The organism is Streptomyces sp. AP-93, assembly GCF_022808175.1.
In the GTDB taxonomy this organism is placed as follows: domain Bacteria; phylum Actinomycetota; class Actinomycetes; order Streptomycetales; family Streptomycetaceae; genus Streptomyces.
In genome coordinates, this window is sequence record NZ_JALGBX010000002.1 from 332260 (window position 1) to 354964 (window position 22705).

22 protein-coding genes are annotated in these 22705 nt (G+C 71.0%); 7 read left to right on the top strand and 15 right to left on the bottom strand.

Annotated elements, in window-relative coordinates; translation table 11 throughout:
• Window positions 1-145 precede the first annotated feature (145 nt).
• The 6 genes from MTF69_RS04740 to MTF69_RS04765 form a co-directional block, all read right to left on the bottom strand.
• Window positions 146-2080 (bottom strand): C1 family peptidase, encoded by a 1935-nt coding sequence (locus tag MTF69_RS04740; RefSeq protein ID WP_243330952.1) that lies wholly within the window; start codon window positions 2078-2080, stop codon window positions 146-148.
• A 377-nt stretch (window positions 2081-2457) separates the two neighbouring features.
• Window positions 2458-3513 carry a hypothetical protein gene (locus MTF69_RS04745; RefSeq protein ID WP_243330953.1) on the bottom strand — a complete coding sequence of 352 codons (1056 nt, stop codon included), beginning with the start codon at window positions 3511-3513 and terminating at the stop codon, window positions 2458-2460.
• Window positions 3514-3724: 211 nt separating this feature from the next.
• Complete coding sequence (locus tag MTF69_RS04750) at window positions 3725-4210, bottom strand: GNAT family N-acetyltransferase (protein WP_243330956.1); 486 nt, start codon at window positions 4208-4210, stop codon at window positions 3725-3727.
• Window positions 4207-4389: a DUF397 domain-containing protein gene (locus tag MTF69_RS04755; protein WP_243330958.1), complete on the bottom strand. Its 183-nt coding sequence runs from the start codon at window positions 4387-4389 to the stop codon at window positions 4207-4209. The genes MTF69_RS04750 and MTF69_RS04755 overlap by 4 nt, the downstream gene beginning before the upstream one ends.
• 65 nt (window positions 4390-4454) lie before the next feature.
• Window positions 4455-4634 carry a DUF397 domain-containing protein gene (locus MTF69_RS04760; protein ID WP_279345351.1) on the bottom strand — a complete coding sequence of 60 codons (180 nt, stop codon included), beginning with the start codon at window positions 4632-4634 and terminating at the stop codon, window positions 4455-4457.
• A 7-nt stretch (window positions 4635-4641) separates the two neighbouring features.
• Window positions 4642-5511, bottom strand: coding sequence for a helix-turn-helix transcriptional regulator (locus MTF69_RS04765; RefSeq protein WP_243331360.1), 870 nt, complete (start codon window positions 5509-5511; stop codon window positions 4642-4644).
• 219 nt (window positions 5512-5730) lie between these two features.
• On the opposite strand from MTF69_RS04765, the gene MTF69_RS04770 reads away from it, so the two are divergent.
• The 4 genes from MTF69_RS04770 to MTF69_RS04785 all read left to right on the top strand — a co-directional run bounded on the left by MTF69_RS04770 (window position 5731) and on the right by MTF69_RS04785 (window position 10429).
• Window positions 5731-6213 carry an ATP-binding protein gene (locus tag MTF69_RS04770; RefSeq protein ID WP_243330962.1) on the top strand — a complete coding sequence of 161 codons (483 nt, stop codon included), beginning with the start codon at window positions 5731-5733 and terminating at the stop codon, window positions 6211-6213.
• Window positions 6214-6637: 424 nt separating this feature from the next.
• The gene (locus MTF69_RS04775) at window positions 6638-8461 is read left to right on the top strand and encodes a reverse transcriptase/maturase family protein (RefSeq protein WP_243330964.1); all 1824 of its coding nucleotides are present in this window, start codon (window positions 6638-6640) and stop codon (window positions 8459-8461) included.
• A gap of 133 nt (window positions 8462-8594) precedes the next feature.
• Complete coding sequence (locus tag MTF69_RS04780; RefSeq protein ID WP_243330967.1) at window positions 8595-9824, top strand: DUF1266 domain-containing protein; 1230 nt, start codon at window positions 8595-8597, stop codon at window positions 9822-9824.
• Entirely contained in the window at window positions 9821-10429 is a 609-nt protein-coding gene (locus MTF69_RS04785) for a GNAT family N-acetyltransferase (protein ID WP_374322074.1), read from the top strand. The genes MTF69_RS04780 and MTF69_RS04785 overlap by 4 nt, the downstream gene beginning before the upstream one ends.
• Window positions 10430-10446: 17 nt before the next feature.
• Here MTF69_RS04785 and MTF69_RS04790 read toward each other — a convergent pair whose 3' ends face one another.
• A complete protein-coding gene (locus MTF69_RS04790; protein WP_243330968.1) occupies window positions 10447-10836 on the bottom strand; it encodes a VOC family protein in 390 nt (129 codons plus the stop codon).
• A 24-nt stretch (window positions 10837-10860) separates the two neighbouring features.
• Window positions 10861-12087, bottom strand: coding sequence for a DUF418 domain-containing protein (locus MTF69_RS04795; RefSeq protein ID WP_243330971.1), 1227 nt, complete (start codon window positions 12085-12087; stop codon window positions 10861-10863).
• A 205-nt stretch (window positions 12088-12292) separates the two neighbouring features.
• On the opposite strand from MTF69_RS04795, the gene MTF69_RS04800 reads away from it, so the two are divergent.
• Window positions 12293-12703, top strand: a complete 411-nt coding sequence (locus MTF69_RS04800) for a PPOX class F420-dependent oxidoreductase (protein WP_243330974.1) — start codon at window positions 12293-12295, stop codon at window positions 12701-12703.
• Between the two features lie 51 nt (window positions 12704-12754).
• Here the strand turns inward: MTF69_RS04800 and MTF69_RS04805 are convergent, their stop codons facing one another.
• The 6 genes from MTF69_RS04805 to pdhA form a co-directional block, all read right to left on the bottom strand.
• Window positions 12755-13504: a hypothetical protein gene (locus tag MTF69_RS04805; protein ID WP_243330976.1), complete on the bottom strand. Its 750-nt coding sequence runs from the start codon at window positions 13502-13504 to the stop codon at window positions 12755-12757.
• Between the two features lie 121 nt (window positions 13505-13625).
• Window positions 13626-14594: a hypothetical protein gene (locus MTF69_RS04810; protein ID WP_243330978.1), complete on the bottom strand. Its 969-nt coding sequence runs from the start codon at window positions 14592-14594 to the stop codon at window positions 13626-13628.
• A gap of 76 nt (window positions 14595-14670) precedes the next feature.
• Entirely contained in the window at window positions 14671-15612 is a 942-nt protein-coding gene (locus MTF69_RS04815; RefSeq protein ID WP_243330980.1) for a GNAT family N-acetyltransferase, read from the bottom strand.
• 117 nt (window positions 15613-15729) lie between these two features.
• Window positions 15730-17166, bottom strand: a complete 1437-nt coding sequence (locus MTF69_RS04820; protein ID WP_243330982.1) for a dihydrolipoamide acetyltransferase family protein — start codon at window positions 17164-17166, stop codon at window positions 15730-15732.
• A 13-nt stretch (window positions 17167-17179) separates the two neighbouring features.
• Complete coding sequence (locus MTF69_RS04825; RefSeq protein WP_243330984.1) at window positions 17180-18160, bottom strand: alpha-ketoacid dehydrogenase subunit beta; 981 nt, start codon at window positions 18158-18160, stop codon at window positions 17180-17182.
• Window positions 18161-18165: 5 nt separating this feature from the next.
• A complete protein-coding gene (gene pdhA / locus MTF69_RS04830; RefSeq protein WP_243330987.1) occupies window positions 18166-19371 on the bottom strand; it encodes a pyruvate dehydrogenase (acetyl-transferring) E1 component subunit alpha in 1206 nt (401 codons plus the stop codon).
• Between the two features lie 325 nt (window positions 19372-19696).
• On the opposite strand from pdhA, the gene MTF69_RS04835 reads away from it, so the two are divergent.
• Both MTF69_RS04835 and MTF69_RS04840 read left to right on the top strand, forming a co-directional pair.
• Window positions 19697-20359 carry a response regulator transcription factor gene (locus MTF69_RS04835; RefSeq protein WP_243330988.1) on the top strand — a complete coding sequence of 221 codons (663 nt, stop codon included), beginning with the start codon at window positions 19697-19699 and terminating at the stop codon, window positions 20357-20359.
• A gap of 151 nt (window positions 20360-20510) precedes the next feature.
• The gene (locus MTF69_RS04840; RefSeq protein WP_243330989.1) at window positions 20511-20927 is read left to right on the top strand and encodes a pyridoxamine 5'-phosphate oxidase family protein; all 417 of its coding nucleotides are present in this window, start codon (window positions 20511-20513) and stop codon (window positions 20925-20927) included.
• A 93-nt stretch (window positions 20928-21020) separates the two neighbouring features.
• Here MTF69_RS04840 and MTF69_RS04845 read toward each other — a convergent pair whose 3' ends face one another.
• On the bottom strand, window positions 21021-22631 hold the full coding sequence (locus MTF69_RS04845; protein ID WP_243330990.1) for a protein kinase: 1611 nt from the start codon (window positions 22629-22631) through the stop codon (window positions 21021-21023).
• Window positions 22632-22705 lie beyond the last annotated feature (74 nt).

The window sequence follows — 22705 nt, forward strand, 5'->3', positions numbered from 1 at the left end:
CAGCACGAACTCGTCGTACGCGGCCTCGTCCGGATACGGCGGCCGGACCTGCGCGAAGCGGATCCTGGCCGCAACTCGTACGGCTCACCGGGCGCGAGCACCACCTCGCGCACCTCCACGCGGGCCACTCCTCTCCCATGGCGGCCTAGGCCGGGCCGATCACCGCCCCCTCGTGCCAGCCGGAGCCGTCGCGCCAGTAGTGCTGGAGCAGGCGGTCGGTGCGCAGGACGATCACCTCCAGGTTGAACCCGAAGCTGCCCTGGAGCATCCCGGTGACCGCCAGCACGTCGTGGCCGAAGACGGCCGAGCGCTGCCAGGCGGCGCCGCCCGCGTTGCCGCGCCACCAGTGCTCGACGCGGCCGCCGCCGCCCGTCACGCACAACTCGTAGTTCCCGGCGGTGTCCTCGTCGGCCGCCCCGTGCTGCCCCTCGATCAGGCAGGGCGCGGAGGTGATGCCGGAACCGAAGATCTCGCCGGGCCGCCAGACGAACCCGTTCGGGTCGTCGCGCCACCACAGCTGCATCCGGCCGTCGGTGCGGGTGGCGACCAGGTCGAGGTGGCGGGAGCGGGTCTGGACCAGGGCCGGGCCGAAGTGCGCGATGCCGGAGGCGAACCGGCCGCCGTCGTTCCACGTCCAGGGGGCGCCGTTGATCCGCCACCAGTGGCCCAGACGGCCGTCGGCGGTACGGACGACCACCTCGAAGTTGCCGGGCGCACCGTAGTCGCTCTGGATGAAGGCCGGGGTCGAGCCGACCGCCGCGTCGCCGGGGCCGAAGGCGCCGCCGTCGCGCCAGGCGCCGGCGAAGTGCTCGTAGTACCAGTGGCGGAGCCGGCCGCCGGTGGTGACGTGCAGGGACTCCATGTTCCGGTTGTACGTGGTCCCCGTGAAGGCGGGCTGGCCGGAGGCGTCGGAGGCGAAGCTCTGGGCGCGGATCCAGGCGAACGGCGCCTCGCCCTCGCGCCACCAGTGACTCAGGGACCCCCCGTCGGCTCCGCCTGCTCCGCCTGCTCCACTGAGGGCCGCCATCTCGAAGTTGCGGTGGGCGCGGCCGTTGCCGCTCTCGTAGATGTTGCCGGTGTGCAGGCGGCGCTTGCTCCACGGGTCGATGTTGGTGTCCTGCAGCCCGCACTTCGCCCAGTCGTCGATCCGCGCCTCCCCGTACGCGATCCGGCCGTAGCCGCCCACGTGGTACCCGGTCCCCCAGGAGTTCTTGAACAGCCAGCAGCCGGCCGCGTCGTCGTAGCCGGTGATCAGGACGCAGTGGCCGCCCGCCAGGTGGCCGCCGGTGCGGTGGTAGACGCCGGAGCCGAGGCCGAAGAAATCCTCGTACACGTCGAAGCAGGCCGTCAGCGGGCCCACCGTGTCCAGCCAGACCTTCTGCTGCTCCACGTCGCCGAGCAGGACGTGCCCCCCGGTGATGCGGACGGTCCGGCCCGAGCGGTCCCAGCTCGGGGTGTACTCGGCCCGCCAGGCCTCCCGGCGGTCGACGGGGGTGCCGGGGGGCGGCGGCGAGTACGGCCGGCAGCCCGGGTCCGCGAGTCCGCCGTTGGTCCGGATCCAGTCGAGGGCGGCCTCGGGGCTGCCCGTCTGCCCACAGGGGGCCTTCATCCCCTCGTGGACGTCCCCCTCGGACCGCTCGGCCCACACGTGGTGCTCGATGCGGGCCATCGACTCCACCAGGCCCGCCGCCCCGAACGCCCAGCAGGCGCTGCACGGGTTCTGGTCCTTCACCTTGGTGAGCCAGGGCCACCCCCACCGGCTCCGCCAGTCCACGGCGGAGGGGCGCGCAGCGGCGAGGGGGTGCGTTCCCGGGAGCAGCCCGTGCGCCCTCCTGCGCCGGGTGAGGTGCGGATTGCCGCTGACCCGGCCCACGAGGCTCCGCAGGTCCACCGGCGGCGCGGCCTCGGCGGGGGTCAGCTCCGCTGCCTCCGCCGTGCTCGCACCCAGGCCGAGGGCGGGCCTCGGCACGGGATCCCCGTCGGCGAGGTGCTCGCTCACGGACCACCGCGCCCCGCGCGCCGCGAGCAGCGCCCGCAGTTCCCCCGCCGTCTGGACACGCCCCTCCGACTGCTCCGGCATTCCGGCCCCCCAAACGCACCGTACGGATCCGAGCCCCGGGAGCGTCCACCTGCGCGCAGGGCACGTCAAGGGGGTCCGTACGGTCGCGCGGCGGCACACGGGGGCGCTGGCCGCTCGGTGAACGGGCCCCCCGGGTCGGGGACGCCGCCCTGCTCGGCGAGCCCCGGCGGCGCCGCCCGCTCGGGGGTGCTGCCGCTCGGCGGCGAGCTCCGGGGGTGGAAGCGCGGCCGCCCAAGGGCGAGCAGTGCCGGGCCGGATGCGGGCCGCGCTCCACCGCGAGCGCCGGGGTGGGGGCGGGCCTTGCTCGGCCGCGATCACCCCGGCGGGGCCCTGCCGCTCACGGGCGGGCAGCGCCGGGGCCGGGGGTGCGGCAGCAGCTACTGGACGGGCAGCGGGACCGGGACCGGGATCGGCGGGGCCGGGACCGGGAGCGGGGGCAGGCCCGGGAGGCCGAGGCCGGTGAGCAGGGCGACGAGGGCGGCGACCAGGTCGGTCACCACGTCGGTGGCCTTGGCCTTGGCGTCGGTGGAGCAGCCGCAGGGACCGGCGGCCTTGGTGAGCCCGTCGACGGAGCCCTTGAGCTTGTCGATGGCACCGGTGGCCAGGTCGAGCGGGCCGGCGGCGGGCTTGGCCTTGGCCTTGTGGGCGGAGACGGGGAGCGCCACGGACAGCTTCGGAGCGTCCACGGGGACGGCAGGGGCCGCTACCGGAAGCTTCGGGGCGTCGACGGGGAGCTTGGGGGCGTCCACGTTGGGAGCCTCCACCGGGAGGGCCGGGGCTTCCACCGGGAGCTTCGGGGCTTCCACGGGAAGCTTCGGAGCCTCCACCGGGAGGGCCGGGGCCTCCACCGGGAGCTTCGGGGCTTCGACGGGCAGCTTGGGAGCCTCCACCGGGAGGGCGGGAGCCTCCACCGGGAGCTTCGGAGCTTCGACGGGCAGCTTCGGAGCCTCCACCGGGAGCTTCGGAGCTTCGACGGGCAGCTTCGGAGCCTCCACCGGGAGCTTCGGAGCGTCCACGGGCAGCTTCGGCACCTCGACCGGGAGCTTCGGCGGGTCCACCGGGATGGCGTCCACCGGCGGAACCGGTACCGGCACGGCCGGGGCGGCGGGCAGGCTCTTCTTCAGCTCGGCGATCGCGGCGTCGATCTTCTCCTTGAAGGCGGCCAGGTCCGCTTCCGGGAGCTTGCCGTCGGGGGACTTCAGGACGGCGGCCAGCAGATCGGTGACGGGTTTGAGCAGCCCGCCGACCCCGCCCAACGACTGCACCTGCGCGAGCAGGGCCTCCGTACCGGGGATGGCCTTCCCGGCCGGCGCGGCCGCCACGAACGCGGCGGCGGACTGCGGCTTCGCCGACGACGACGCCAGACCGGGGGACGCGGTCAGCAGGGTCAGGCAGAGGGCGGCGGGGACGGTGTAGCGCGTGATGCGGTGCAACGGATCTCTCCTGTCGAGGAACCCCGACATGGGACGTGCCGGGGCGTGACATGACGTGGGACGTGACATGGGACGTGTCCCAGCCCACTCACCGACACCCCGTCAGCCCCCGCAACCCGAGCCCCCGCACCGACCGCGCGGACACGCCGCGCAACCGGCCTACGTACGCCCTTGACCTGCGTGTCCACCGTCACCCTCGGGCGATGCCCCGTCAGGCGGGCCCCTCCCAGCGGATCTCGCCGTCCTGCCACCGGTCCGTGGGGACGAGTCCCGCCCCGTTGGCGACGGCGGCGGAGGCCACGTTGGCGGGGTGGATGTGCGCGATGACCGTGCGCACGACGGCATGCTCCCCGAGCCACTCGACCATCGCCCGGGTCGCCTCGGTGGCGATGCCGCGGCGCTGCCAGGGCGTACCGACGACCCAGGCGATCTCGACAACCTCCCCGGACACCGTCGCCTGGACCGTACCGGTCAGGCAGTCCTCGGCGTCGAGCCGGACCACCCAGTTCCACCAGGAGACGTCGGGATCCGGCGAACCGGCGGCCAGCCGTTCGTAGCGAGCGCGCAGCTCCGTCACGGCGAGCGGAGCCCCGCCGATGAAGCGGTGCAGCTCCGGATCACCCAGCACCCCGGCCATCTCCTCGGCGTGCGAGGCCTCCAGCGGCAGCAGCGTCAGCCGATCGGTGCGGATCGTCATCCCGCCTGCGCCGCCGCGAAGTCGGCCCACGCGGTGGCGGTGACCCGGATGACCGGCCCGTCCCCCTGCTTGCTGTCCCGGACGGCGACCGTTCCGGCCACGTTGGTCGCCACCTCGACGCACTCCGAATCGGCCTGGTCGTCGCTGTAACTGGACTTCACGAACTCGAAGCTCTCCATGTACGCACGCACCTCTTGTCGATGGCTTTGGCTGCCAAGCGGCGATGGATCCAGGAGGAGTCCGGTCACTCGCCCGCCTGCGCCGCGAAGGCGGCCCACGCGGTGGCGGTGACCCGGATGACCGGCCCGTCGTCCTGCTTGCTGTCCCGGACGGCGACCGTTCCGGCCACGTTGGTCGCCACCTCAACGCACTCCGAGTTGACCTGGCCCTCGCTGTAACTGGACTTCTTGAATTCGAAGTTCATCACGTGTCTACGTACCTTTACTGATCGCTTCGATCAGGTCGATGGAAGCCTGCGGAGCGAGACTCATGCGTGTCAGGCGCTCGAACGTCCGGGTGTACTTCTCGCTGGCTTCCGCCCCCTCTGCCCACACAGTAGACGCGATGCCCTCGGCATAGCCCACGTCCAGCGCCCCGGGTTCGGCGAACGACAGGACGTTGAACGCGCCGCCGGCGGCATGGTGTGCCCCTGCTCGGAAGGGCAACACCTGGACGTGGACGTGGGGCAGTCGTGCCATCTCCACGAGGTGGTCGAGTTGTGCTCGCATGACGTCGGGGCCACCGATCTGCTGACGCAGAGCAGCCTCCCAGAGCACCGCGTGGAACCCCGCCGGCTTCTCACCCCAGAGCCGTGCTTGCCGCTTCAGCCTCGACTGCACCAGCACCTCGATCTCGTCGGGGTTTGTCCAGTCGGACGTAACACCGAGAGCCCGCACATAGTCCGCGGTCTGCAGGAGCCCTGGCACCAGTGCCAGCTGCCAGGTGCGGATGTAGGTCGCGACCTCTTCCATCGCCACGTACTCGCCGAGTCCGCCCACCCGGGGGACGTGGTGCCACCAGCCCTTGACCTTTCGGCGTTCACGGTCAAGCCGGGCCAAGTCCAGCAGACCGCTCACGAACCCCGCGTCCGTCACCCCGTAGAACTCGCACAGCACTCGGATGTCCGGGTCCCGCATGGGCACCCAGCCGCTCTCCATCTTCACGATCTTCGTCGGTGTCGCGGTGATCTCCCCAGCCGCCTGGGCCTGGGTTCTGCCTGCTGCCATACGCAGCTTGTACAGCTCGCCACCCAGCCTGCGCCCCAACACCGTTGACACCCGGTTGCCCTCGGGCTCTCGCATTCCACGGTTCACGGCGTAAGTCTCGCGCCACCTTCCGACGGAAGTCGACCCCGTCACCTATTCAGGGACCATGTTCCCTGAATCACTTGCACCTGGAGCGCGCACCGCCCTACGGTCAGTAACGAACTACTCACCGCACAGAGTCAGTTGGCGGAAGCGCACCGGGCTGCCCACAAGACGGCACCGGCATGCCACCGCCCGTACCGGAGGTGCACGGTCATGGAACGTCACGACGTACGGAACTACCCGCCCCGCCAGGACTCCGTACCCACCGCCCGCCGGCACACCGCGTGGCTCGCCGTGGCGTGGGGGCAGCCCGAGCTCGCGGCGGACGCGGCGCTGCTGACCAGCGAGCTGGCCACCAACGCGTTGCTGCACGGGTCCGTCTGGGACCGGTACTTCCGGGTCGAGGTCCGCCTCACCGGAGCAGTGCTCCGGATCGAGGTCACCGATCCGAAAGGAGAGCGCCGCCCCGAACCGCGAGCGGCACTCGCCGACCACGACCAGTTCGGGCGCGGGCTGCACATCGTCAAAGCCCTCTCCGCGCACTGGGGATGCACGGACCTGGTCGTCGGCAAGACCGTGTGGGCGGAGTGCGCCTTGGAGGCGTCTGAATGTATCCCCGGCTCAGCCGGGAGGGATTTGGAGGATATCCCTGGGTCGAATGACTCACCCGGAGTCGAAAGGCAAAGGGGACCGTAGCATGTCAGGAAAGCGGTGACCGGGTCCAGATATCAGGGACGGTGCATCGCGAGACCCGTGCGATATGGCGAAAGCTGGATTGCCTGAACCCTAATCTCCAGTCGATTAAAAGACGCATCCGTCGGAAAGTTATCTGACACCGACGCTGTTCTCTGTGCCGGTAATATCTGCCTGCTGGCACAACTCCAGGGAGCAGGGCGATCCCCAGTGAGGGGATTCAAGGAGATGAGTGGGGCGCCTAAGTCGCGCTAGAACGTACATTCAGATGAACCAAGGGATCACCTAAAGGGCGCGAGCCCCACGGTGACGGAGTGTCCGTAGTAGTCACAGGAGTAACGACCTGTCTCGGAGTCCGGGAGAGCCGGAAGCAGGGCGAAGGGACACAGGTGACACATGGGATCAACGAGACCGGGAGGTATGCGAAATGCAGAACGCCGAAGCGGTTCTTGAGATCCTCCGTGAACGCGGCAGGCGGAACCTGCCATGCAATGAACTGTATCGACAGATGTTCAACCCGCAGTTGTATCTATTGGCCCATGGGCGCATCTACTCCAACAAGGGGGCGATGACACCCGGGGGCTCAGGGGAAACCGCAGACGGCATGTCGCTGGCCAAGATCGGACGCATCATTGATGCGCTGCGCCACGAGCGTTTCCGATTCCAGCCGGTGAAGCGGACCTACATCCCGAAGAAGAACGGGAAGACGAGGCCGCTGGGCCTGCCGTCCTGGACGGACAAGCTGGTCGGCGAAGTGATGCGCCTCCTCCTGGAGGCGTACTACGAGCCCCGGTTCTCCGACCGATCCCACGGTTTCCGCCCCGGACGGGGATGCCACACAGCATTACGTGACGTGGCAAAAACCTGGACCGGGACAGCCTGGTTCATCGAGGGCGACATCGCCCAGTGTTTCGACTCGCTTGACCATCAGGTGATGCTCGACACCCTGAGCGAGAAAATCCAAGACAACCGGTTCCTGCGGCTCGTGCAAAACATGCTCCAAGCCGGATACCTGGAAGACTGGACATGGAACGCCGCACTCAGCGGCGCACCACAGGGCGGGGTTCTCTCGCCCATCCTGTCCAACATCTACCTGCACAAGTTGGACACCTTCATCGAAACAATCCTCATCCCGGAATACACCCGAGGGAAACTCAGGGAGAGGAACCCTGAATACCGCCGGGTCGAAGCGGCTGTCCAACGGGCACGTACACGCGGTGACCACACTGCAGTGCGTGCTCTGCGAAAGCAGCTCCACAGTCTCCCGAGCCAGGACATGACCGACCCGGGATACCGCCGCCTTCGCTACGTGAGATACGCCGACGACACCCTGATCGGGTTCACCGGACCCAAAGCCGAAGCCGAAGAGATCAGACAGCGCCTGGCCCAGTTCCTGCGAGAAGACCTCAAGCTGGAACTGTCCCAGGAGAAGACGCTGATCACCCACGCCAGAACAGGCGCGGCACGATTTCTCGGCTACGAGATCACCATCCGCAGGGACGACCGCAGATCGGAACGGCGAAACGGCCCCCGGCGAAAGCGCCGGGCGGTCAACGGAACCGTTGCACTGCACGTTCCCAAAGATGTGATCAAGGCGAAATGCGCTCCATACCTGGCACGCGGGAGACCCTCGCGGCAGACCTCGATGCTGAACTACGACGACTACACCATCGTCAGCATCTACGGCGCCAAGTACCGCGGAATCGTTCAGTACTACCTGCTGGCCGGCGACGTCGTCCGACTGAACCGGTTGCACTGGGTCATGCAGTCCTCGCTGCTGTGCTCCCTGGCGAACAAGCACCGCTCGACCATGTCGAAGATGGCCCGCAAGTACAAGGTCACCATCGACACCCCGGCCGGGCTCCGCAAGTGCCTCCAGGCCAGCATCGCCCGCGCCCCGAGCAGGAAACCGCTGGTCGCGCAGTTCGGTGGCATTCCACTCAAACGGCAGAAGTTCGCGGTCCTCACGGACCACGATCCTGTCCGGCCCAGGCCCCGCCGACGCGAGTTGACGACAAGGCTGCTGGCCGGGTTCTGCGAGCTGTGCGGTCGGACCGAAGAAATCCAGGTCCATCAGATCCGCAGGCTCGCAGACCTCGACCGGCTCGGGCAGGAACAACCCAACTGGGCCGTCCTCATGGCCAGGAAACGACGCAAGACCCTCGTGGTCTGCTCAACCTGCCACGAAGACATCCACGTTGGCCGCCGATCCGAAGTTCACGGCAGTCACTGGAGAGCCCGTTGCGATTAACGTCGCACGACGGGTTCGGGAGGAGGCCGCTGGGAAAAGGACCAGCCCCACAGGCTGGCACCTCGCCCGGCGGCCCACCTCACGCTGGCGGCCGCCCACTGAGGGCATGGGATCCCCCGTTAGGGTGATCCACATGGATGGGTGGACGGCGCCGAGTTCCATCGAGCGCGAGCTGTACGAGGCCAAGGCGCGCGGGGACTGGTCGGGGTACCTGGACGCCCTCGCCCGGAGCGAGCTGTTCCTGCCGCAGTCCCGGGCGCGGGTCGACGCCGAGCCCACGACGGCGCGCTTCCACCCCACCCCCGACCGGCGCTGCCTCGTCGTCCACACCCGCGGGATGCTCCCCGTACCCGACCCGCAGACCGTGTACCTGCCCAGGTCGCTCGCCTGGTTCGCGAACGCCTGGGACTCCGCCGACCCGCCCCACCTCGCCGTGAACCCCGGCACCCCGTCCGAGGCCTACCTCACCACCACCCCCGCCGACCTCGCCCGCTGGCGCGCCCACTGGGACGCCGTGGCCCCGGCCTGGGGCCTCGCCCCCGGAGCCGTGCACGCCCTCCACGTCGGCGGCCCCCTGCACGGGCCGGTCGCGCACGGGCTCGCCGTCGGAGCCCATCTCGCGGTTTCCAACGGGGAGTTCTGGAACGCCCTGGCCTACCACGGCAACGGGTACACCCGGGAGCGCGAACGCCTGCGCAAGGGCTGGGGAATCACCGGCGCCGAAGAGTGGCACGACACGCTGCGGCGCCTGCTGGCCACCGAGATGGTCAGCCCCGTCTGGGAGTTCGCACTGCGCGTGCGCCGCGTCCTCGCCTCCGACTTCGCCGGCCCCGTGGACGTGGAGCACTGGCGGCACGCCGCCGCCTCCACCCTGCGCCGCAGCGCCGAACGGGCCGCCGAACCGCAGCTCACCCCCGACGGCGTCACCGTCGCCGCGCCCCGCCCCACCGCCGAGGTGGAGGGCGAGGTGACGGGCGTGCAGCGGCTGATCGGCCGGATCGCCCGCTACGAGCAGCGCTTCCGCGCCGACGGGCTGCTGCCCGAGGACGGCTGGGTCCGCTCCGTGGAGGGCTGGGACCAGGGCCGGGCCTCGCAGATGGCCCGCTGGGGCCTCGGGACCCGCTACGGAACACTCGCCGACGCGGAACACGGCGTACTGCACGCCGGAGAGACGGCGAGGGCCATGTACCGCTCCTGGGAGGAGTTCTCCGCCGGGTACGCCCTGGGGCGCTGCCTGCACTTCGACGAGGAGGAGTTCGGCGAGTGGTACACGGGCGTGCTGGCCACCCACCTCACCCTGACCACCGACCCGGCGAGCCCCTGGCGCAACATCCCCTGGCGGGCACCCGAAGGAGCCACGTGACGCAGCAGGGGATCATCACGACGGAGCGCATGGACGGCCCGGCCGCGGTGCGGGCCGCGGACGCGTTCCGGCTGGTCTACGCCGAGGCGTTCGCGGAGGCTCCGTACCACGAGACCGACGAGGACGTCGCCGCCGCCTTCCGCCGCTTCGCCGTGCAGACGCGCAAGCCCGCCTTCCGCGCGGCCTTGGCCCGTACCCCCGGCGGCGAGCCGGCCGGCATGGCCTACGGCTGGACGCTCGCGCCCGACGCGGTGTGGTGGGACGAACTCACCGAGCCCGTGTCCGCCGCCATGCGGCGCGAGGACGGCCGCCGCACCTTCGGGCTCATCGAACTCGCCGTGCGCGGGCCGTGGCGCGGACAGGGTGTCGCGCGGCGGCTGCACACGGCGCTGCTCGACGGCATCACGGCCGAGCGGGTGCTCCTGAAGGTCCACCAGGAGGCCGGGGCGGCCTCGGCCGCCTACCGGGCGTGGGGGTACCGCAAGATCGGCGAGGCCCGGCCCCCGGGGGCGGGCGCCGACGCGGGCGGGAACGCGGGCGCCGACGCGGGCACCGACGCGGACGCGGACCTGCGTGACGTGATGCTGCTCGATCTGCGGCGCTGACGGCGCCAGCCCTCAGCTCACGGCCGGGATTCCATCGCGGCCTTGTCGGACTCGCTGCGCAGGACGCAGAACTCGTTGCCCTCGGGGTCGGCGAGGACGGCCCAGCCCGAGCCGTCGGATTCGCGGCGGTCGGCGACCAGGACGGCGCCGAGGTCCAGCAGCCGGTCCACCTCCAGCTCGCGCGAGACTTCGGGGCGCAGGCACAGATGGATCCGGTTCTTGACCGTCTTGGCCTCGGGCACCTCGTTGAAGTACAGCGCCGGGCCCTGCGCCAGCAGTACCTGGGTCGCCGGGTCACCAGGCTTGGCGTCCGGATCCAGCGGGCGGCCCGTCACGCCGCTCCAGAAGCGGGCCAGCCCATAGGCATCCGCACAGTCGATCGCCACGTTCTGCACTACCGAAACCATGCGCCCAGCTTTGTCGATCACCGCTCAGGACGCCACCGGGTTGCGGCGCTCGTCACGGCTCCGCGGGAGCCGGGCGAGGGTGACCACGCGCAGCAGCCATTCCACCGGGCCGTACCGGTGCCGGGCCATCAGGTGCTTGCTGAGGGCCAGTTGGGCCCCGTACAGGGCGAGCGCGCCGAGGGCGACGACGGCCGCGCCGAGGCGGTCGTACAGGGCGAGGCCGTAGGCGGTGAAGACGAGGGCCATGACGAGGGACTGGCTCAGGTAGTTCGTCAGGGCCATCCGGCCGGCGGGGGCGAGGAGCAGGGCCACGCGCCCGCCCGGGGCCGTCTTCATGAAGAGGAGCATGCCGCAGACGTACGCGGCGGTGAGCGCGGGGGCCGTGACCATGCCCACGACCGAGCCGAAGAGGAACCACCGGGGACCGAGCGCGCCGCCGGCGGCGAGAGCCATGAAGAGGCTGCCGGGCAGGCCCACGGCGACGCCGAGCACGCAGATGCGGCGCATCCGGGCCGCGTGCCGTCCCGTGTCGGCGAGGAGGCGGCGCTTGCCGCAGTACAGGCCGGCCAGGAAGGCCGTCAGGACGAAGCCGCCCATCAGCGGTACGGCGAGGAGCGCGTCGGGCAGCTGGCCGAGGTTGGCCCGCACGACGGACGCCGGGTCGCCGCGGTAGTCGGCGACCAGTGCGGCGAACTCCGCGGGGAGTTCGTTCAGTCCGGCCGCCTCGGCGTCCGACATGAACAGGGAGCCCAGCCCCAGGAGGAGCAGGAAGGCGCTCGTGCATCCGTACACGATCCGGGCCGCGCGCAGGGCTGTGCCGGGCGAGCAGGTGCGTGCGGCGATCAGGATCAGGCCGAGCAGCGCGTAGGTCATGAGGATGTCGCCGGTGTACAGGAGTACGGCGTGCAGGAGGCCCAGGACGAGCAGGCCGAGCGAGCGGCGGAGCATCCGGGGAACGGCGCTCGCGCCCTCGCGGGCGGCGGAGTCCTGCTGGAGGGTGAAGCTGTAGCCGAAGAGGAACGAGAACATCAGGTAGAACTTGCCGACCGCGAAGGTCTGGATGATGCCTTCGACGGTCCGGTCGAGCGCGGAGGCGCCCGGGTCGACGGCGCCGCCGGGGCCGTACGGTCCGGCCATCATCAGCGCGTTGACCAGCAGGATGCCCAGCAGCGCGAAACCGCGCAGGGCGTCGACCTCCGGTATGCGTGCCAGCCGGTCTGTTCGTGCGTGCGCAGCAGCCGTTGCGGACACGGCTTCCCCCCAAGTGGTCGTGGGCGCGCGGAGCGCCCGTGAGCGCATGGAGCGCCCTTCTCCTGGGGTGACCGTAGCCCGGCGGGGAAGCCGGGCCGGCCGGGAGCCGCGCCGGCCGGGAGCCGGGCCGGCCGACCTGCCCCAGTCGCCGCACCCGCGCAAAAGTCGCTAGGGGGCGGGCGGGCGCCCCGATTACCGTTCCCCCATGACTCTTGTGCTCAACGACACCGTCCGAAAGCTCCTCGACGCCCCGCACCCCGCGGTGCTCGCCACCCTCAACCCCGATGGCAGTCCGCAGAGTTCGGTGGTGTGGGTGACCCGGGACGGCGACGAGATCCTGATCTCCACCGTGCGCGGCCGCCGCAAGGAGCGCAACGTCGTACGGGACGCCCGGATCGGCCTCACCGTCTTCGACCTGGCCAACACCGACCTCTACGCCGAGATCCGCGGCACCGCCACCATCACCGAGGACACCGGCCGGGCCGTCGCCGTCCGCCTCGCGGAGGAGTACGAGGGACCGGGCGCGGGCGCGGAGTATGCGAACGCCCCGGCCGAGGACGTCCGGGTCGTCATCCGCCTCACCCCGGCCAAGGTGCTCGGCAGCGCGGCGCGCTGAAGCCCACCGCGCTGAAGCCGACCGCGCACCACGTCCTACGGAAGCCACGCCCTACGGAAGCCCCGGCCGCACCGCCGCCCAGGCGTCCACCGCCGCCGCCAGGGGGTCGGTCGCCGCGAGGTACGGCCGGGCCGGTTCCGTGCAGCCGAGCAGGTTCTTGATGCGGCGCAGCCGGAGGATGTCGGGGCGCGGCAGGTCCCGCCAGACCCGGGCCTGCGCGGCCGCCTGCGCCGGGGTCAGCTCGAAGCGGGCCAGCACGTCCCGGCACAGGGCGGCGGGGTCCCGGTCGGGATCCCCGTCCTCGCCCGGCCCGAGGTACCGGATCAAGTAGGCGTGTACGTACGGCCGTTCCTCCGGCCGGCCCAGCCGGTCGAGGGCGGCCAGCGCGACCCGGGCCCAGCGCAGCCGCACCCCCTCGGGCAGCTCCTCGTTCTGCATCGAGACCGTGGCCAGGCACCGCAGCGTCTCCGAATGCGGCTCCTCCAGCAACGGGGGCTCCGTGGCCAGCCAATCCTCCAGGTCGGCCAGCGCGTGCCCGTCCGGCGGTACGTACGTCAGCACCTGCCCGCTGGCGAGCAGCGCGACCACGGGCCCCGTGAGCCGCACCTTCGCCACGTGCCCCGCGTCGAAGGACCCGACCGTGCGCCCGTACCGCTCGATCCCCCGCAGCCTGGTCCGCAGCCCGCCGGCCGCGAACACCTGCCCGGACCGCGCCACACCGCCGATGCACCGCACCACGCACACGCCACCCGTGACGTCGGCCGCCTCGACGGCACACACCTGCAACTCCGCGAAGGACACCCGGTCCCACCCCTCTCCCGGCGGGGAGGGTACCCCCGGGAGCCCGCGTGCGCAGTCACTTCCGGCTCCGGCGGGCCTGCGCATGCCACAAGACGTCCCGGGCCGCGTGCAGCCGGGCAGGTCAGCGCCAGGTGTTGGTGTCGACGATCTCCCCGGTCTCCAGGTCGATGCGGCCGTGGAAATCACCGGCGTTGCGCGTGACCATGATCAGGAGCGGCCGCCCGCCCTGCGCGAAGGCATCGTAGAAGCCGTGCATGTCGCTCGCCTCGTACGTCAGCTCGCGCGGCGGGCGCAGCCGCAGCCGCTCCGAGCCGTCGGCCCCGTAGACCACCGCGTTGTCCGACGGGGTGAAGGGCGCGCAGTCCAGCGCCTCCACGACGAGCACCACGCTGTGGCCGCCTTCCTGCCAGGACAGGACGGAGCGCGGCGGCAGCGCGTACGCCTTCTCGACGTCCCCGGCGGGGCCGCTCCAGCGGACGGTGGTGTCGCCGGGGGACCAGTCGAAGACCAGCCCGGTCCCGTCGTCCTCGGCCACGGAAGCCGCGCCCGCCCAGACCTCCCGCTTCTCGACCACCGGATCCAGCACCCAGCGCGCTCCGGCCGTGTACGCGAGCCACCTCAGCTCCTCCCAGGCGAAGGAGGGCTCGCCCCAGGTGTCCACCCAGAGCCGCAGGACCCCGTCCCCCGAGGGCGAGGCCGTCAGGTCCCACCAGGACCAGCCCCTGACCTCCAGGTCGGGGTCGAAGCGCGAGAGCCAGTTCTGCAGGTCCCAGGGCGAGCCGCCGGTCCGCACCGCGTACCCGTCGCGCCCGCGGGCCGCGAAAGGCTCCGGGAGGCCGCCGCCCCGGCAGACGCCGGCGAACCAGCCGGGCACGGTGTCGACGGGCAGGTCGTCGTCTCCGTCGAAGGACTCCGTGGCGGCGATGTGCAGGGCGGCGTCCAGGACCTCCCGCAGCCTGCTCGCGAACCGCACCGGGTGCCCGTCCACGACGAGGTCCATGCGGGCGAGGACGGGTGGCGCGGAATCGAATACCGGCCGGTGCGACAGCCTGGACCGCTCGGCCTCGATGTCATCGATCTCGTGCAGCATGGCTCCATCCTCGCCCGCGGCCCGTGGCCCGTGATCAGTAGCCCGCCGTGGCCCGCGGTTCCCGGAACCCTCGCGTTCAGGCCCCCTGGGCCGCCTCCAGGACCAGGCGGATCTCCGTGACCTCGTACCCGGCGCGGGTGAAGGCGGCTGCCATCGGGGCGTTCACGGTGTCCGTGGTGGCGGTGATGCGGTCGGCTCCCTCGGAGGCGTGGAAGCGGGTGATCTCGGCGAGGATCTCGTCGATCAGGCCCTGGCCGCGCTGTTCGGGGACGACGCCGAGGTAGCCGACGTTGCGGTGGTACGGGGTCGCGGAGGGGATCGCCATTCCGGCGAGCGTGCCGTCGGGCAGGTGGGCCAGGCGCCACCAGGAGCGCTCGCCCGGGCAGTCGGTGTAGAACTCGATGTCGTCGCGCGCCAGTTCCTCGGCGTCGATGGTGCGCAGCTCGTTCTGGGTGTGCAGGTCCAGGCTGCCGGACGAGAGGCGGACGAAGGCGTCGAGGAACTCCTCGTCGGTGCCTTCGCGGAAGACCAGCCGGCCGGTGGGCCCGGCGGTTGCGGCGGCCGGGGTCCACTCGAAGCGGAGCCGCTCGATCTCGCGGACCAGGCCGGAGGAGGCAGCCGCCTTCCGGCGCCAGGCGACCGCGTCGGCCAGGCCGTCGGGGGAGGTGCGCCAGTCGCGCGGCAGCGAGATGTTGTAGTCGGGGAACGTACCGAAGGCCTCGTGCCCGGCGGCGAGCAGCCCGGCGGCGACGGCGGCCGGGTCCGCCGCGGTGCTCCGTACCTGGAGGCAGTCGAGCGCGATCGGGCGCTCGCTGTCGGCGCGGCCCCACCACAGGGCGCGGGCCAGGACCTCGCCGTTCTCGTCCTCGGCGATCCAGGTCCACTCGGGGCGCATCCGGCCCGCGGCGAGCTCTTCGCGGATCTTCTCGGGGGTGAGGGCGGGGACGGGGCCGTCGGCCGGGTAGGCGAGGGCGCGGTCCAGGTCGGTGGGGTCTGCGGTGGCAGCGCGGAAGTGCATGGGCCGATGATCACACCGGACGGAGACGTTCTTCAAAGACTTTCTGCACGTCAGGGGCAGTTTGGTACGGATTTCCGGCCTCCGGGTGGAATTCCCGGAGGCCGGTCCGCCGGGCCGTCAGGACCAGGTGATCAGACGGCGGGGGTGCTCCAGGACGGCGGCGATGTCCGCGAGGAAGCGGGAGCCGAGTTCGCCGTCGACGAGGCGGTGGTCGAAGGACAGCGCCAGCGTGGTGACGTGGCGGGCCTTGACCTTGCCCTTGTGGACCCACGGCTGGAGCTTGATCGCGCCGACCGCGAGGATCGCGGACTCTCCGGGGTTCAGGATGGGCGTACCGGTGTCGACGCCGAAGACGCCGACGTTGGTGATGGTGATCGTGCCGTGCTGCATGTCGGCCGGGGAGGTCTTGCCCTCGCGGGCCGTGGCGACCAGCCCGGACAGGGCCTGCGACAGCTCGCCGAGCGTCTTGGCGTGGGCGTCCTTGATGTTCGGGACGATCAGCCCGCGGGGGGTGGCCGCCGCGATGCCCAGGTTGACGTAGTGCTTGAGCACGATCTCCTGGGCCGCCTCGTCCCAGGACGCGTTGACGTCCGGGTTGCGGCGGATCGCCACGAGGACGGCCTTGGCGATCAGGAGCAGCGGGTTGATCCGGAGCCCCGCGAGGTCCGGGTCCTCCTTGAGCTCCTGGACCAGCTTCATCGTGCGGGTCACGTCGAAGGTGATGAACTCGGTGACGTGCGGCGCGGTGAAGGCGGAGCCGACCATGGCCTGGGCGGTGACCTTGCGGACGCCCTTGACCGGGATACGGGTCTCCCGGGCGGTCGCGGACCCGGCCACGGGCACCTCGGCCGGGGCCTGTACGGGAGCCTGCGCCGGATCCGGAGCCGTTACGGCAGCCGGAACCGGAGCCACGGTCTGCGGGGCGATCGCCGCCGCGGCCGCCGCGTGCACGTCCTCGCGGGTCACGACCCCGCCGTCGCCGGTGGGGATCACCGCCGCCAGGTCGATGCCGAGGTCCTTGGCGAGCTTGCGCACCGGCGGCTTCGCCAGCGCCTTGTCCGCGCCGGTCTGCGCCGGGACCACGACGGCCGGGGCGGCCTTGGCCGCCGGGGCCGCCTGGGCCACGCCCGTGCCGTTCTGCGCGGCGACCGCGGGCTGCGGCGCAGCCTTGCGCGGGCGGCGCTTCGTAGAGGCGGTGGAGACTCCGTAGCCGACCAGGACGGGCTGGCGGGCCGCCGGGGCCTCGGGCTCCGCCTCGGCGGCGGCCGGAGCGGCGGCGACGGCCTCGGCCGCTGCCGGAGCCTCCTCGCCGGGGGCCGTCTGGACCGAGATGATGACCTGGCCGACATCGACCGTGACGCCCTCCTCGAAGAGGAGCGCGTGCACGACCCCGTCGAAGGGGATCGGCAGCTCGACGGCCGCCTTCGCCGTCTCCACCTCGCAGACGACCTGGCCGTCGGTGACGGTGTCACCCGGCTGGACGTACCACTTGAGGATCTCGGCCTCGGTGAGGCCCTCGCCCACATCGGGCATCTTGAATTCGCGGATCGTCATCGCAGGGCTCTCCTCAGTACGCCAGCGAGCGGTCGACTGCGTCGAGCACCCTGTCCAGGCCCGGCAGGTACTCGTCCTCCAGGCGGGCCGGCGGGTACGGGGCGTGGTAGCCGCCGACGCGCAGCACGGGCGCCTCCAGTTGGTAGAAGCACCGCTCCGTGATGCGAGCGGCGATCTCCGAACCCACACCGAGGAACACCGGCGCCTCGTGGACCACCACGAGCCGGCGGGTCTTCTCCACCGACGCCTGGATCCCGTCGAAGTCGACCGGGGACATCGAGCGCAGGTCGACGACCTCCACCGACTTGCCCTCCTCGGCGGCGGCCGCGGCGGCCTCCAGGCAGACCTTCACCATGGGCCCGTAGGCCGCCAGGGTGATGTCGGTACCCGTACGGGCCACCCGCGAGCCGTGCAGCGCGTCGGGGATGGCCTCGACGTCGACCTCTCCCTTGTCCCAGTAGCGGCGCTTCGGCTCGAAGAAGATCACCGGGTCGTCGCTGAGGATGGCCTGCTGGAGCATCCAGTAGGCGTCGCTCGCGTTGGACGGCGAGACCACCTTCAGGCCGGGGACGTGCGCGAACAGCGCCTCCGGGGACTCCGAGTGGTGCTCGACCGCGCCGATGCCGCCCGCGTAGGGGATACGGATGACGACCGGCATCTTGATCGTGCCGAGCGACCGCGCGTGCATCTTCGCGAGCTGCGTGACGATCTGGTCGTACGCCGGGAAGACGAACCCGTCGAACTGGATCTCCACGACCGGCCGGTACCCGCGCAGGGCCAGGCCGATCGCGGTGCCGACGATGCCGGACTCGGCGAGCGGGGTGTCGATGACCCGCTCCTCGCCGAAGTCCTTCTGCAGTCCGTCGGTGATGCGGAAGACGCCGCCGAGCTTGCCGACGTCCTCGCCCATGATCAGGACCTTGGGGTCCTCTTCCAGGGCCTTGCGCAGGGAGTCGTTGAGCGCCTTCGCGATGGTGAGCTTCTGTACGGCCATGACGGTCACTCCCCGCCTTCGAAGGACGCGAGGTAGGCGGCGAACTGCGCGCGCTCCTCGTCGACGAGCGCGTGCCCGTCCGCGTAGACGTTCTCGAAGATCGCCATCGTGTCGGGGTCGGGCATCGAGCGCACGACCTCGCGCACCCGCTTGCCGAGCGCCTCGCTCTCCACCTCAAGCTGCTCGAAGTACGCCTCGTCGGCGCCTCCGGTGGCCAGCAGGTGGGCCTTCAGGCGCAGGATCGGGTCCTTGGCCTCCCAGGCCGCCGTCTCCTCGTCGCGCCGGTACTTCGTCGGGTCGTCGGAGGTGGTGTGCGCACCCATCCGGTACGTGAAGGCCTCCACCAGGGTGGGCCCCTCTCCCCGGCGGGCCCGCTCCAGTGCCCAGCGGGTCACCGCGAGGCAGGCCAGTACGTCGTTGCCGTCCACCCGGACGCCCGGGAAGCCGAAGCCCTGCGCGCGCTGGTAGAGCGGCACGCGCATCTGGCGCTCGGTGGGCTCGGAGATGGCCCACTGGTTGTTCTGGCAGAAGAACACCACGGGCGAGTTGTAGACCGCCGAGAAGGTGAAGGCCTCCGCCACGTCGCCCTGGCTGGACGCGCCGTCGCCGAAGTAGGCGATGACGGCCGAGTCGGCGCCGTCCTTGGCCACGCCCATCGCGTACCCGGTCGCGTGCAGCGTCTGGGAGCCGATGACGATCGTGTACAGGTGGAAGTTGTTGGTGGTCGGGTCCCAGCCACCGTGGTTCACACCGCGGAACATGCCGAGGAGATTGGTCGGGTCGACCCCGCGGCACCAGGCGACACCGTGCTCGCGGTACGTCGGGAAGACGTAGTCGTCGTCGCGCAGGGCCCGGCCGGAGCCGATCTGGGCGGCCTCCTGGCCGAGGAGCGAGGCCCACAGGCCCAGCTCGCCCTGGCGCTGGAGGGCGGTCGCCTCGCCGTCGAAACGGCGGGTCATGACCATGTCGCGGTAGAGACCGCGCAGGTCATCGGTGGTGATGTCGGCGACGAAGGGCGCGAATTCCGCGACGTCCGGATTCTCCGCGACGTCGACGCGCACCCCCTCGGGCGTCAGCAGCTGTACCAGCTGAGGCTCGGCGTCATGCGTCTTCGCGGTGGCAGCGGCGGGCTTGGCGGCGTTTGCCGCGCCGGCCGGCCGCTTGGTGCCGCTGCGGCGCGGCTTGCGCGCGGCAGTGCTCTCCACGGTCACGATTGCTCCTCCGTCGGTCCGGCACCCGGGTTCTCCGGGGACCAGTGCGGCTCACCTGGATCTCTGCCCGCGCACGGGGTGGGTGCGCTTCGGGTCTGGGATTCAGGCGTGACAGGTGCCCCGGCGAGTGCCCTGCGCAATGCACGTTACCCAGTGCGTCGCATAACTGCGAAACCCCGTTTGACCTGCGATTTTGCTTGGATTTCCAAGTAAATCGGCGGAACCGGGAACAACCACTGGTCACAGCCTTGCAGGGGGCCGGAACAACGGCACGTTATCCCGCTCGTCTCCGGCAGGGAAGGGGTGAGTGTGTGAAACTGAGTTCGTGCGCGAAAACGGAAAAATCAAGGTATTCCTCCTGGACGACCACGAAGTGGTGCGTAGGGGTGTTCACGAGCTGTTGTCGATGGAATCGGACATCGAGGTCGTGGGTGAGGCCGGTACGGCCGCCGACGCGCTGGTCCGCATCCCCGCCACCCGCCCCGACGTGGCCGTCCTCGACGTCCGGCTGCCCGACGGCAGTGGTGTGGAGGTGTGCCGCGAGGTGCGCTCCCAGAACGAGGACATCAAGTGCCTGATGCTCACCTCGTTCGCCGATGACGAAGCACTGTTCGACGCGATCATGGCCGGCGCCTCGGGCTACGTGCTCAAGGCGATCCGCGGGAACGAGCTGCTCAACGCGGTGCGTGACGTGGCGGCCGGCAAGTCCCTGCTGGACCCCGTCGCCACGGCCCGGGTGCTGGAGCGGCTGCGCGACGGCAAGAACGGCAAGGGCGACGACCGGCTCTCCAACCTCACCGACCAGGAGCGCAAGATCCTCGACCTCATCGGCGAGGGCCTGACGAACCGCGTGATCGGCGAGCGGCTGCACCTGGCCGAGAAGACCATCAAGAACTACGTCTCCAGCCTGCTGTCCAAGCTCGGCATGGAGCGCCGGTCCCAGGCCGCCGCGTACGTGGCCCGCCTGCAGGCCGAGAAGGGGCGCTAACCGCCCGCACGCCCCGCATTCGCTACACAGCGTTACGCCCCGTGGTCGCACGATTCCACGGGGCGCGCTGTTTAATTCGGGACCAACGTCCCCGATGTGCGGGGCGGGCTCCTCTTTTCCGGCACGGTGTCGGTACCGGACAGTGGATGACATGTCCCCAGAGGAACTCCACGCAATCGAACTGCTGCGCCGCGTGCCGTACGGCCGAGCCGCCACCAGCATGCGCGCGCTGCCCTTCCTCGCCGTCGCGCGCCACATCGTGGTGAACGGCAAGGTCGTCCTGAGAATGCACGCCGGTTTCGGATATCACCAAGCCTGCAACGGCAGCGTGGTCTCGTACGGAGCCGACAACTTCAATTCCGGCGAGTCCCAGTTGTGGTCGGTGCAGTTCACCGGCACCGCGAACCTGGTCGAACCCACCACCGCCGAACTGGAACTGTTCGGCCCCGGTCCGCACTTCGTGGACGGCGCGGTCTTCGACCCCGTCTACATGCGGATCGAGCCGCACCTCGTCACGGTCCACACCCTCGCGGGCAATCTGGACCGGCAGTACCAGCACGCGCTCTGAGCAACCCCCTTGGGACTTTGGTCCCATGAAGAACGGCCCGGCGGCCACCTCCTCGAGAGGGACCGCCGGGCCGTTCTTCATGACTCAGGGCTACTACTCGCCGGGCTCCCCGACCCCGCCGTCCTCGGGCGGCGACTTCGACGGACTCTGCGTCGGCGGCGTCGGCTTCGACGGGCTCGGCGTGGGCGTCGGGGTGGGCGTCGGCGTCGGGGTGGGCGTCGGAGTGGGCGTCGGCGTCGGCGAGTACGAGTAGCTCGGCGTCGGGGTCTTGCTGCGGCTCGGGGGCGGCGTGTAGGAGTACGAGCTCTCCGGCGCCGACTTGGACGTCGAGGTCTCCGGCGTCGAGGCCTCCGGCGTCGTACCGGCCGAGGAAGACGCGGAAGACGCCGGCGGGGTCACGCTCGTACTGGGTTCCTTCTTGTCGCCGAGGCCGTTGACCGCGTACGCCACACCGCCCGCGACCGCCAGGACGGCGAGGACCGCGAACAGCCACAGCTTCCAGTTGCCGCCACCGCCGGAGCGGTCGTCGTACCCGTCGTAGCCGCCGGAGCCGTTGTACCCGCCGTTCCCGCCGTTCCCGCCGTGGTTCCCGCCCCCGCCGGGGTAGGCGGAGCCGTCGTCCGGGTTCAGCGGCGGCACCATCGGCTGCTGGAACTGCGAGGTGTTGGAGTGCGAGCCGTACGGGGGCTGGCCCTGGCCGGGCGTCGCCATCGCCGTGGTCTGCGCGGGGCCGCGGCCGTGCGGCAGCGCCATGGTGACCGGGCCGGTGTTCCAGGTGCCGGTGTTGGGCCCCTGGTCGTGCAGCATCTGCAGGGCGTACTGGACCAGCCCGCGCATCTCCTCGGCGCTCTGGAACCGGTCGTCCGGGTCTTTCGCGAGGGAGCGCATGACGAGCCCGTCGAGCTCCTGCGGGATGTTGCCGCCCTCCGGCAGCTGCGAGGGCGGGATCGGCGCGTCCTGCACGTGCTGGTAGACCACCGACAGCGGGGTCTCCCCGGTGAACGGGGGCCGCAGCGAGAGGAGTTCGTAGAGCAGGCAGCCCGTCGCGTACAGGTCGGAGCGGTGGTCCACGGCCTTGCCGAGGGCCTGTTCGGGCGAGAGGTACTGCGGCGTGCCCATGACCATGCCGGTCTGGGTCATCGTCGACTGCGCGCCGTGCAGGGCACGCGCGATGCCGAAGTCCATCACCTTGACCGCGCCGGTATCCGTGATGATCACGTTGGCGGGCTTGATGTCACGGTGCACGATGCCGTGCTGGTGCGAGTACGCGAGCGCTTCGAGCACGCCGGAGGTGATGATCAGCGCCTGGTCGGGGCCCGGGGCCTCGGCACTGATCAGCAGGTCGCGGATGGTGCGGCCCTCGACCAGTTCCATGACGATGTAGGGGACGACGTTCGGCCCGACACGGTCCTCACCCGAGTCGTACACGGCGACCACGGCATGGTGGTTCAGGCCGGCGACCGACTGTGCCTCGCGCGTGAAGCGGGCCTTGGACACCGGGTCCTCGGCCAGATCCGGGCGCAGCAGTTTGACGGCGACGGTCCGGCCCAGCCGGACGTCCTCCGCGGCGAAGACCTCGGCCATGCCGCCTCGGCCCAGACGGTGGGTCAGCCGGTAACGGCCGTCACCCACCAGGCCGCCCGCGCCCCAGTGCTCGGGACCTTCCGCCATCCCGGCGCCGCTCCCCTCGGGTTCGGGTGCCATCAGTCCTCACCGTCGTCTGTCTCGGCCGCCGCTCAGCGGTAGGTCCTCGTCGTGTGCTCCGACGAACGCTACAG

What these genes read in the sequence shown, in the direction of transcription:
- MTF69_RS04825 (WP_243330984.1), bottom strand. Translation starts at nt 18,160, where the DNA reads ATGGCCGTACAGAAGCTCACCATCGCGAAGGCGCTCAACGACTCCCTG.
- MTF69_RS04840 (WP_243330989.1), top strand. Translation starts at nt 20,511, where the DNA reads ATGTCCCCAGAGGAACTCCACGCAATCGAACTGCTGCGCCGCGTGCCG.
- MTF69_RS04760 (WP_279345351.1), bottom strand. Translation starts at nt 4,634, where the DNA reads ATGAACTTCGAATTCAAGAAGTCCAGTTACAGCGAGGGCCAGGTCAAC.
- MTF69_RS04820 (WP_243330982.1), bottom strand. Translation starts at nt 17,166, where the DNA reads ATGACGATCCGCGAATTCAAGATGCCCGATGTGGGCGAGGGCCTCACC.
- MTF69_RS04815 (WP_243330980.1), bottom strand. Translation starts at nt 15,612, where the DNA reads ATGCACTTCCGCGCTGCCACCGCAGACCCCACCGACCTGGACCGCGCC.
- MTF69_RS04810 (WP_243330978.1), bottom strand. Translation starts at nt 14,594, where the DNA reads ATGCTGCACGAGATCGATGACATCGAGGCCGAGCGGTCCAGGCTGTCG.
- MTF69_RS04765 (WP_243331360.1), bottom strand. Translation starts at nt 5,511, where the DNA reads ATGCGAGAGCCCGAGGGCAACCGGGTGTCAACGGTGTTGGGGCGCAGG.
- MTF69_RS04845 (WP_243330990.1), bottom strand. Translation starts at nt 22,631, where the DNA reads ATGGCACCCGAACCCGAGGGGAGCGGCGCCGGGATGGCGGAAGGTCCC.
- MTF69_RS04775 (WP_243330964.1), top strand. Translation starts at nt 6,638, where the DNA reads ATGCAGAACGCCGAAGCGGTTCTTGAGATCCTCCGTGAACGCGGCAGG.
- MTF69_RS04780 (WP_243330967.1), top strand. Translation starts at nt 8,595, where the DNA reads ATGGATGGGTGGACGGCGCCGAGTTCCATCGAGCGCGAGCTGTACGAG.
- MTF69_RS04755 (WP_243330958.1), bottom strand. Translation starts at nt 4,389, where the DNA reads ATGGAGAGCTTCGAGTTCGTGAAGTCCAGTTACAGCGACGACCAGGCC.
- MTF69_RS04740 (WP_243330952.1), bottom strand. Translation starts at nt 2,080, where the DNA reads ATGCCGGAGCAGTCGGAGGGGCGTGTCCAGACGGCGGGGGAACTGCGG.
- MTF69_RS04800 (WP_243330974.1), top strand. Translation starts at nt 12,293, where the DNA reads ATGACTCTTGTGCTCAACGACACCGTCCGAAAGCTCCTCGACGCCCCG.
- MTF69_RS04770 (WP_243330962.1), top strand. Translation starts at nt 5,731, where the DNA reads ATGGAACGTCACGACGTACGGAACTACCCGCCCCGCCAGGACTCCGTA.
- MTF69_RS04750 (WP_243330956.1), bottom strand. Translation starts at nt 4,210, where the DNA reads ATGACGATCCGCACCGATCGGCTGACGCTGCTGCCGCTGGAGGCCTCG.
- MTF69_RS04790 (WP_243330968.1), bottom strand. Translation starts at nt 10,836, where the DNA reads ATGGTTTCGGTAGTGCAGAACGTGGCGATCGACTGTGCGGATGCCTAT.